Origin of the sequence: Vibrio clamense, from assembly GCF_050337905.1 — a bacterium.
In the GTDB taxonomy this organism is placed as follows: Bacteria; Pseudomonadota; Gammaproteobacteria; order Enterobacterales; family Vibrionaceae; genus Vibrio; species Vibrio cortegadensis.
The window spans coordinates 1-9,097 of the sequence record NZ_JAKJTJ010000045.1; the positions used below are offsets into that span (position 1 = coordinate 1).

Annotated in this window: 13 protein-coding genes; 10 read left to right on the top strand and 3 right to left on the bottom strand. The window is 40.9% G+C overall.

Features of this window, described 5'->3' with window-relative positions:
* The 4 genes from L4C39_RS19540 to bamE all read left to right on the top strand — a co-directional run.
* On the top strand, positions 1-317 hold a 317-nt coding region (locus L4C39_RS19540), incomplete at its 5' end, for a CatB-related O-acetyltransferase (RefSeq protein WP_429747609.1).
* 149 nt (positions 318-466) lie between these two features.
* Entirely contained in the window at positions 467-790 is a 324-nt protein-coding gene (locus L4C39_RS19545; RefSeq protein ID WP_429747611.1) for a YqfO family protein, read from the top strand.
* Between the two features lie 722 nt (positions 791-1,512).
* On the top strand, positions 1,513-1,989 hold the full coding sequence (locus L4C39_RS19550) for a hypothetical protein (protein WP_429747613.1): 477 nt from the start codon (positions 1,513-1,515) through the stop codon (positions 1,987-1,989).
* Positions 1,990-2,143: 154 nt separating this feature from the next.
* Positions 2,144-2,584, top strand: coding sequence for an outer membrane protein assembly factor BamE domain-containing protein (gene bamE, locus L4C39_RS19555; RefSeq protein WP_429747615.1), 441 nt, complete (start codon positions 2,144-2,146; stop codon positions 2,582-2,584).
* Positions 2,585-3,523: 939 nt separating this feature from the next.
* Here bamE and L4C39_RS19560 read toward each other — a convergent pair.
* Positions 3,524-3,766: a hypothetical protein gene (locus L4C39_RS19560; RefSeq protein WP_429747617.1), complete on the bottom strand. Its 243-nt coding sequence runs from the start codon at positions 3,764-3,766 to the stop codon at positions 3,524-3,526.
* Positions 3,767-3,876: 110 nt separating this feature from the next.
* On the opposite strand from L4C39_RS19560, the gene L4C39_RS19565 reads away from it, so the two are divergent.
* The 5 genes from L4C39_RS19565 (at position 3,877) to L4C39_RS19585 (ending at position 7,942) form a co-directional block, all read left to right on the top strand.
* The gene (locus L4C39_RS19565) at positions 3,877-4,728 is read left to right on the top strand and encodes a hypothetical protein (RefSeq protein ID WP_429747619.1); all 852 of its coding nucleotides are present in this window, start codon (positions 3,877-3,879) and stop codon (positions 4,726-4,728) included.
* Positions 4,729-5,092: 364 nt separating this feature from the next.
* On the top strand, positions 5,093-5,221 hold the full coding sequence (locus tag L4C39_RS19570) for a hypothetical protein (protein ID WP_429747621.1): 129 nt from the start codon (positions 5,093-5,095) through the stop codon (positions 5,219-5,221).
* A 186-nt stretch (positions 5,222-5,407) separates the two neighbouring features.
* Positions 5,408-6,118, top strand: coding sequence for a hypothetical protein (locus tag L4C39_RS19575; RefSeq protein WP_429747623.1), 711 nt, complete (start codon positions 5,408-5,410; stop codon positions 6,116-6,118).
* A 173-nt stretch (positions 6,119-6,291) separates the two neighbouring features.
* Positions 6,292-6,918: a hypothetical protein gene (locus L4C39_RS19580; RefSeq protein ID WP_429747625.1), complete on the top strand. Its 627-nt coding sequence runs from the start codon at positions 6,292-6,294 to the stop codon at positions 6,916-6,918.
* Positions 6,919-7,057: 139 nt separating this feature from the next.
* Positions 7,058-7,942: a hypothetical protein gene (locus L4C39_RS19585; protein ID WP_429747627.1), complete on the top strand. Its 885-nt coding sequence runs from the start codon at positions 7,058-7,060 to the stop codon at positions 7,940-7,942.
* 188 nt (positions 7,943-8,130) lie between these two features.
* Here L4C39_RS19585 and L4C39_RS19590 read toward each other — a convergent pair whose 3' ends face one another.
* Both L4C39_RS19590 and L4C39_RS19595 read right to left on the bottom strand, forming a co-directional pair.
* The gene (locus L4C39_RS19590; protein ID WP_261889311.1) at positions 8,131-8,421 is read right to left on the bottom strand and encodes a type II toxin-antitoxin system RelE/ParE family toxin; all 291 of its coding nucleotides are present in this window, start codon (positions 8,419-8,421) and stop codon (positions 8,131-8,133) included.
* On the bottom strand, positions 8,414-8,635 hold the full coding sequence (locus L4C39_RS19595) for a TA system antitoxin ParD family protein (protein ID WP_102577755.1): 222 nt from the start codon (positions 8,633-8,635) through the stop codon (positions 8,414-8,416). The genes L4C39_RS19590 and L4C39_RS19595 overlap by 8 nt, the downstream gene beginning before the upstream one ends.
* Positions 8,636-8,844: 209 nt before the next feature.
* On the opposite strand from L4C39_RS19595, the gene L4C39_RS19600 reads away from it, so the two are divergent.
* Positions 8,845-9,097: GrpB family protein (locus L4C39_RS19600; RefSeq protein ID WP_429747629.1), on the top strand; the 253-nt coding region annotated here is incomplete at its 3' end.

The window sequence follows — 9,097 nt, forward strand, 5'->3', positions numbered from 1 at the left end:
GTTCGGGTAACACGGTTATTGGTAATGATGTATGGATTGGCACTGAAGCCATGATTATGAGTGGTGTATCTGTCGGCGATGGTGCAATTATCGCAAGTCGTGCAGTCGTTACCAAAGATGTCGCTCCTTATTCAATAGTCGGCTCAAACCCAGCCAAACATATACGTTACAGGTTCACAGAGGCTGAGATATCTMAGTTGTTAGAAATGAARTGGTGGGAATGGAGCGAYGAACAAGTTAAGGGAGCTATGAGCTTAATGTGTTCTTCAAATATCGATGGTCTTTATGATTATTGGAAAACATTAGTACGCTTMTAACAAACAATTTAAGAGTGACTCCTAACGCTTGCCGATTTCACTTCGATTTGAAATTGTGTTTACGGTGCAATGGTTTAGCTCAGGTTTTATAGCGTTGTCGCACCTTAATTGGGCGTTAGCTGCAATCGGTATTTTGGAGTTTAAACCAGATGTATAAATTAGAAATTTTCTGTACACCAGAGCAACAAGACCAAGTTCTTAGTACTTTACATGAGTCAGGTGTCGATAAAATCGGAAACTATGACCATTGTTGGGCTATTGGCTCAGTTATAGGCTCTCATCGAGCTCTAGATGGCTCAACTCCCGTATTCGGAAACAAAGGAAAAGTAGAAAACTACCCATTGTTAAAAGTAGAAATTAATGTGTCAAAGAACCAAGTGAAACCTATAGTTGATCAGCTTCGAGTGTGCTTAGGTTGGGAAGAGCCTTTAGTAAATGTCTTCAAAGTTTATAACTCAGAGTTTAATCTTTGATGGTGGAGTTTGCAGCTAACAAACAATTTAACCTGACTTGCAACGCGTGGCAGTTTTACTTCTAATCAGGTTTAGTGGTTAAGGTGCAATGCAGAACCTTTGTATTGCGTTGCTGCGCAAGTTAATTGGGCGTTATATTGCATAAGATTCAAAGGGTTAAATTATCCGTTTATCTTTGTTCTGCGTTCGAGCTATACACCTGTTCGTTTTGTGAAAGTTGCCAGCAAAATGACCATCGCACGTAGAAAGTGCGTTGGTTAATTAGCTGCAACGTCACGCAAGTCTCCTCGTTAGTAAATTTCGCTGGCTCAAGTTCATCTTGCGCGGCTTCTTTTTCGTGGGGACTTCATTGAAATTTGTGGCTTCAGCGCATTTTGCTGTCAGGTTTTTCGCTCGAATTCTTTGTCATTCAGGCTAATCGAATGATTCTAATTTCAGCTCATTTCGCTTCTTAGCCAAGTGCGTTCTGTTGTCTATGATTGAGTTTGGATCTGTCCATTTTACTTCTGAGTTCAAAGCCAGTAGATTTGTAACCAATTCAGCACCTTGGCGCTAAACTTGGCTCTGTCGTGCGGGCAATATAACAAGCAATTTAAGAGTGACTTCTAACGCTTGGCGAGTTCACTTCGATTTGAATTTAGTGTTTACGGTGCAATGGTTTAGTTTGGGTGTTATAGCGTTGTCGCACCTTAATTGGGCGTTAGGCAATATGAGGACATATTATGTTATCAGCTACACTTTGGGTTGCACTTGGGGTCATTACTGCGGCTTTTATTGCGAGAGGCGTGAAAATATCGGAGTTTAGGCAAGCTTGGATCGACGGTCTGAGAACTGATATCTCAGAATATACTAGTAAAGCTCATGAGTGGATTGACTTGTATTTAGAGTCTAATGATTGTGTCGATCAAGAAGAAAAGCGAAAGACAGCCCCAAAACTTGATCGTTTAAAATATGATGCACTTCATATTCACAGCAGAATATCTCTTCGCTTTAAGCCTCAAGATGATAAAGCGAATAAACTACTCTCGCACCTTTTAGATTTATTAGATCCTTCTAAATTTGGAGTTGATAGAAATAGCTCATATGCTAAGTGGCGACAACTATCCGATGGTGTCGTTTCTGAGGCTAGGGAGCTTTTAAAAGAAGAGTGGGAACATACTAAAAATCCTCTTCGAAAGTACTATAAGTTCGGGAGTTAGATTTAACTTATTGCCTAACAAAGCGTTTAAGACGGATTCCCAACGCTCGGCATTTTGGGTTTGCTTCAGGTTAAGTGTTTACGGCACAATACTTTAAGTGCAGTGGTCTGCGTTGCTCACCACTTAACGCGGCGTTAGGTTAATCGAGGAAATAATGAACAAAATTAAACCGCTATATGTTTCAGTAGCGCTGAATGTTGCCTTGTTGATAGTAGTTATAGCAATGGTATTGCCCGAAGAAAAACGGCCAGAACCAGTCGATCTAAGTATTTATACACAGCAAGATTTAACTAAATCTCTGTTGGTCGAGCGTGGTATGAATAAAGAGCAAGTTACCAATGTATTTGGTAATCCTGCACTAAAGGAAATTCTTGATTCGTCCGAAGAGTGGCATTACTGCAAAACTGGTGATCTCGCAGATGAATATGTAGTAGTTTCGTTCAAAGACAATGTTGTATCTACAATGTCTAACTACACAGTGTCTTGGCTTGATATTGTTTTCCAGCATACGAAAACACCTACCGAAGCAACAGTAGCAGTGGGTGGCTATGGAGACTGTAAGCTAACAGCTAAGATGGGAACCTATCAGAATTAACCTAACAAACAATTTAAGCTGACAGCCAACGCGTGGCATTCTCAGCTCCAAACAGTTTGGGTGTAATCGGTGCGTTGCTTTAGGTTCAGGTTTGCGTTGGTCTGCAACTTAATTGGGCGTTAGCTGTCTATTCTTTGTCGGGTTTGAGTTCGGCGCTTGGTTATATTTCAGCGTTTCTTCGCTCTACGCTGGCATGGGTGCTTGCGGTAGCTTTCAATTACCCCGTAAGTCTGCCATTCAATATCGCATTTGAACGCGTTGAAGTGGGTGGTTTCATTAACAGCCATTTCTCAGGCACTTTGTTTTATTGCCTCGGCGGTTCGCATTCCTGCGTTTCAATTTACAATCACGCGCCGCCTCAATCATTACCGCAGCCCATGCGTTGAACAGTCCATGTGCTTAAAAAGTGGGTGGCACAGTTTGGGTTTTCGTCATGCGAAATGGCAGCCGTAAGCGTTGTCGCAATGTATGCAGAAACTCAGCCGGTGAAAGGCGCGTCAGTTGTGATGAACAACGTAAATTGAGTGGTTGCTAGGCGAGTCACTTGGGCTTCTGTGGTAGCGTTAAGTGATGTTTTTTCAAAGAGTTTGTCAGCTAACAAAGCCATCAAATTGATGCGTTTGACTGCGCATTTTTGGTCTGAAGTCTGGCGGGTTTGGTTGGTGTGCCGTGGCACAAATTATGGCGGCGTTAGCTGTCTATTCTTTGTCGGGTTTGAGTTCGGCGCTTGGTTATATTTCAGCGCTCCTTCGGCTCCACGCTGGCATGGGTGTTTGCGGTAGCTTTCAATCTCCCCGTAAGTCTGCCATTTCAATATCGCATTTGGATGCGTTGAAGTAGGGTGGTTTCATTAACGGCCATTTCTCAGGCTGTTTGTCTTATTGCCTCGGCGGTTCGCATTTTAGTGTTTCAATCGACATTCTCGCGCCGCCTCAATTTCTACCGCAGCCCATGCGTTGAACAGTCCATGTGCTTAACAAAGTAGGTGGCATGGTTTGGGTTTTCGTCATGCGAAATGGCAGTCGTTTGCTCTGTCGCAGAGTATGCAGAAACGCAGCAGGTGAAAGGCGCGTCAGTTGTGATGAACAACGTAAATTGAGTGGTTGCTAGGCGAGTCACTTTGGCTTCTGTGGTAGCGTTAAGTGATGTGTTTTCACAGAGTTTGTCAGCTAACAAAGCCATCAAATTGATGCGTTTGACTGCGCATTTTTGGTCTGAAGTCTGGCTGGCTTTGTAAGCGTGCCGTGGCACAAATTATGGCGGCGTTAGCTTTTCAAAGGAGTATATAAAAGATGGAAACAGCAGAAGTATCTGAAAGTTTTTGGGGTGATAAGCTCTATCAACAGAGAGCAAGAAAAGCTCTTCCATTGATTGTAAGGCAAGCAATAATAGGAGAGAAAATATACTATTCTGATCTTGCTGATGAGCTAGAAATGCCAAATGCCAGAAATCTCAATTACGTATTGGGTTGTATTGGTACAACTCTAATTGAACTTTCAGAAAGAGTAGGCCAGAAAATTCCCCCAATTCAGTGCTTGGTTGTCAATAAAGCGACGGAATTGCCGGGTGAAGGAATTGGCTGGTTTATTTCCGAAAAGGAGTTTAAGAAGTTAAGTAAAAAACAGAAAAAGGTTGTTGTCGATAGTCAGCTTTCTAAGATTTTTTCATATCCTGATTGGTTATGGGTTTTAGATGAGCTTGAAATTGAACGTCCAGATTTCCCAGAATTGCCAAAGTTTAGAAAAAGCCCAAAAGGTGGTGGTGAAGGTCAGCTACATAAAGAACTAAAAGAGTATATTGCAAGTAACCCTAATGCTATTGGGTTGTCTGACAGCTGGCCGATAGGAGAGACAGAGTTCGGTTTGCCTTCAGGTGATTCGGTTGATGTAATGTTTTCCTATAGAAAACAAATGGTCGCTGTTGAAGTGAAGTCAAGAATCTCGGATGTAGCAGATATAAACCGAGGTCTATTCCAATGCGTTAAATATCAAGCTGTAACAGAGGCTATGCTGGGAACACAAGGAAAACCACAAAATGTTCAAACTTTACTTGTTCTAGAATCTAGTTTTCCCAAAGAATTGATCCCACTTAAGAATATGTTGGGTGTTAAGGTTATAGCAGATGTCGGCGGCAAAAAAAGCTAACAAAGCATTTAAGAGTGATTCGCAACGCTCGGCATTTTCGCTTCGCTCAAGTATAGCCAAGCGTCGCTCACACCTTAATGCGGCGTTAGCTGTCTATTCTTTGTCGGGTTTGAGTCCGGCGTTTGGTTATATTTCAGCGCTCCTTCGGCTCCACGCTGGCATGGGCGCTTGCGGTAGCTTTCAATTTTCCCCGTAAGTCTGCCATTCGATATCGCATTTGGACGCGTTGAAGTAGGTTGGTTTCATTAACAGCCATTTCTCAGGCGGTTTGTTTTATTACCTCGGCGGTTCGCATTCCAGCGTTTCAATCGACAATCACGCGCCGCCTCAATCACTACCGCAGCCCATGCGTTGAACAGTCCATGTGCTTAATAAAGTGGGTGGCACAGTTTGGGTTTTCGTCATGCGTAATGGCAGCCGTCAGCTTGTCGCAGTGTATGCAGAAACTCAACAGGTGAAAGGCGCGTCAGTTGTGATGAACAATGTAAATTGAGTGGTTGCTAGGCGAGTCACTTTGGCTTCTGTGGTAGCGTTAAGTGATGTGTTTTCAACGAGTTTGTCAGCTAACAAAGCCATTAACTTGATGCGTTTGACTGCGCATTTTTGGTTTGAAGTCTGGCGGGTTTGGTTGGTGTGCCGTGGCACAAATTATGGCGGCGTTATGTTCTAAAGGAGAAATATGTTCGAAATATTAAATAATTCATGGATTATTGGCATTGGTACTGGGGTTTTTAGTGGTGTAATAGCTACTTTTATTACTCGGAAAATATTCTCAAAAGGTGATGAAAGAGAAATTGCACAAAAAATTGAAAGTGCTAATCGTGAAGTGTTATATGCATTGCGTCCTGATATTTCAGAGGGGTATACACCTAATAGTAAAGTACTTGATGCTTTAATCAACTCCACAGCTAGAAAGTATAAACTTGAAGCAAAACGTTTATATAACCAAAAGGCAGTTGCGGAAGAGTTAATCAAAGAAATAATGGATTCAAGTTTCATTTCAGCAGAGACGAAGAAGTCATACTGTGAATCTCTGAATCAGTTAATACCTGATGAAGATATTAATGTTAGTGAAGTAGAGGAGCAAAAGAACAACGAAAAATTTGTAGCTAAAGTAGAATACCGAGAAAAAATGATAATGATGTTTAGCGTAACTATCGGTTTGTTTACTGCTTTTGCAACATTGCTTTCAACTTTAAAGTCATCAAGTACTGGTACGATTTTTTCAAAAGTATTTTACTCTTTAATGCCTACATTCTTAGTGTTTGGTGGCTTTGTCTTTTTAATCAATGTGATTTTGTTAGCTATGAAATTGAGGCATAAAAGGCTTCGACAAGAGTATGGTATCCCACAGGCTGATGACTCGAACATAACAAAGCAATCAAGGTGATGCGTTACACTCGGCGGTTTTGGTGCGGAATTCAGAGTGCTTTGTTGGTTCAGTGGGGCACACCTTATTGCAGGCGTTAGGTTTGTTTTTGTGGGACAAAAATAAAACGTGGCACAATTGTTTTTGTGTCTTATTGTTGTGGTACATTTTTAGTTCGTACTACGGAGTGAGTTATGAAAAACAATAAAGATTCATCTATTCGTGTCAGAATAGATCGTGATGTTGAAGCAAAGTTAAAGCAACTATGTGAGTGGGATAACACAACACCTAGCGCTGTTGTAAGAAAGCTAGTTGATGTGTATGTTGCTCGCCATTCTCTGAGTGACCTTATCTTAGACGTATCGTTTGAGATTACGAAGTTAGCCGAAAGTAATCCTCATTCATGGTATGTGTTTGAAATTGAAGCGGAGTTAAAAGGCGAATTAGAGGGGGAAAGTTTAGAGTCAATCGAGCTTCCTTTCTTATTGCCGGAATTCTTTGAAGGTGAGCGTGAACCGTTCAGAGTCGATTCCGCCTATTACCATCGTATGTCTTTCCCTAATTGCACTGGGAAGCGCGATCGTTTCCTAGGCGCGAAGTTAGTAAATCGCAAATGGAAAGGCGCAATTTATGTTTATCGCGACGAACTACTAAAAACACCAGATGTATATGAAACCCAAGTTAAGGATGCCCTCAAAGATAACATCATCCTAGGTGTTACTCAGTATGTTAAGCTCAAAATGAGTGCAGCACTGGAATCAGATATAGTTGATGAAGTATTCAATCTGACTCCTGGTAATGAGCGTGATGAACAAACCTAACAATCTGTTTAAGAGTGATTCGCAACGCTTGGCATTTTTGCTATGCGTTTCATTTAGTGTTTAAGGTGGTATGCGGCGGCTTTTATATTGCGTTGCTCACACCTTAACAGGGCGTTATAAATTTTTTAAGGTACTACAAGTGGTCACAAGAATATTATTGATACTCTCCTTTCTATTTCCGATTGGAAGTTATGCAGAAGACATCGTTTCTAAAAATAAAATCGAAGAAACGGCGGGTGTTAATCAGAAGGTTGTAATTGAGCTAAAAGCTCAACTACAAGAAATGAAAATTAGAAATGACTTGCTTGAAAAACATCAGTCTTCTTTGCTATCAACTATACACTGGTCTTTGAGTTTCCTGGGAGGGATTACTGTATTGCTAATTGGTTATGGGTGGTGGTCAAACTCCAAGGTGCATGAAAAAGATAAACAGGAACTTAAGCAAGAAATAACTAACTTGTTAGGTGAGTGGGAAGTAAGGATAAAGTTAGATAATGCAGACGTTATAAGCGAACAGTCTAAAACCATTGACAATAGGCTTATTCGCGTCGACGAACAGGTGAAAGAAGCAGAAAAGTCTTTTGACGAAAAACTAGAGAAGCTATTTGGTGAATCGAAAAACAGCAATGAAAAATTATCTGAGAGAGTAGACACTTTGGCTCAATTGACGTCGAAATTGAGCGTTAATCAAACCAAGCTTGAATCAGATGTGTTTGATATCGAGGAAAGGGTTTGGGATCTCAAAGGCGTTTACGCAAATATTCTATTAACTCAGGCTCAAGGTTTAGATGCTGCTCGTGAATTAGGTAGTGAATATGGGTATCGTATAAAACTCATACTTAAACGAACACTCAAAACTTTAGAGAAGATCACTAAAGAAGGCAACCCTACACTAAAACCATATTTTATTGAGAAGTTGAAAGGATCCCTAAACAGTTTAGACAGTATTTATTCTGTAGAAGTGTCCGAAGTTTTTGAATTACTAGATAAAGTTAAAGCTGAAGGTGTGGAGAAAAATTTATAACAAACAATTTAAGAGGGATTCCCAACGCTTGGAATTTTTGCTTCTACTTCAATTTTAGCGATTACGGTACAATGCTTTAGGTTGGGTGGTAGCGTCGCTCACCCCTTAATTGGGCGTTATGGCGCAGGCGAAAAATGATAATTTCGAGCAGAATGTAAGTAGTGTGCTGCAATCTCCAACACACTGAATTAATATATTTTTTTCATATCTCGGTAGAAGTTTTCATGAGAACCGAGAGCCATTAGTTCAAGAGTTACAGTGCCATCTTCATAGCTATAGCCGAGTAGAGTTAATTGCTTCACCATCTTGAATTTATGTACTCGCAAGAATGATAAGTCACCTTTCTTTTGCTCGCCAAGATACGGATCTTCCATAAGTGCTCGAATAGCATTATCTAGATCCGTTTTTTGGTTCTTGTGTAGTTTCTTGACTGCTTTCTTAAAAGTAGGTGTCTGAAGAATGCTAGTAATCTTAGTCAAAAGAGTAAGCCTCTAACTTCCCGGCTTCTTTTTCAGCTTTTGCGATAACAGCCTGTTTAACAAATTCATAGGGTAGATCTGGATTATCTTCCATCATTTCGCCAATCTTAGCCCAATGCTCGATTTGCTTTGGTGTAGTGCGGTTTAGTGCTTTAGCCATGATCGCTGCTTTATCAAAAAGATCTTGGTCAATGCGTACACTTGCAGTAGCCATAATATGTCCTCTAACTAGGTTTGGATCTATAGTGTAGTAGATTACCACAGGTGTTGCGAGTTGCGCCATAACAAAGCGTTTAAGACGGATTCCCAACGCTTGCCGGTTTCAGTTCAAATATATGCATCAGTGTTTATGGCATAATGTCTTGAGTGCAGTTGTAGCATTGGTCACCACTTAACGCGGCGTTATGCCTTTTGGGAGAAAATATGCAATTTTACAAACCAGATGAGTATCAGGTCTCTTGTGAAAATCTCTATCGTAAGTATGAACTTCAGATAGTCGCTTTACTTCCAGGCGCAACAATTGAGCATGTTGGAGCGTCTTCTATCCCTAATGCTGTATCTAAGGGAGACCTAGACATACTTGTTGGCGTTAACGGTAACGATCTAGAAAAAGCAGTGAAGTTACTTTCTACTTTAGGTTTCAACGAAAAATCCAATACGTTAAGAACTCCAGAGC

Coding starts and splice junctions, on each gene's coding strand:
- L4C39_RS19545 (WP_429747611.1), top strand. CDS start 467: ATGTATAAATTAGAAATTTTCTGTACACCAGAGCAACAAGACCAAGTT.
- L4C39_RS19550 (WP_429747613.1), top strand. CDS start 1,513: ATGTTATCAGCTACACTTTGGGTTGCACTTGGGGTCATTACTGCGGCT.
- bamE (WP_429747615.1), top strand. CDS start 2,144: ATGAACAAAATTAAACCGCTATATGTTTCAGTAGCGCTGAATGTTGCC.
- L4C39_RS19560 (WP_429747617.1), bottom strand. CDS start 3,766: ATGGCTTTGTTAGCTGACAAACTCTGTGAAAACACATCACTTAACGCT.
- L4C39_RS19565 (WP_429747619.1), top strand. CDS start 3,877: ATGGAAACAGCAGAAGTATCTGAAAGTTTTTGGGGTGATAAGCTCTAT.
- L4C39_RS19575 (WP_429747623.1), top strand. CDS start 5,408: ATGTTCGAAATATTAAATAATTCATGGATTATTGGCATTGGTACTGGG.
- L4C39_RS19580 (WP_429747625.1), top strand. CDS start 6,292: ATGAAAAACAATAAAGATTCATCTATTCGTGTCAGAATAGATCGTGAT.
- L4C39_RS19595 (WP_102577755.1), bottom strand. CDS start 8,635: ATGGCTACTGCAAGTGTACGCATTGACCAAGATCTTTTTGATAAAGCA.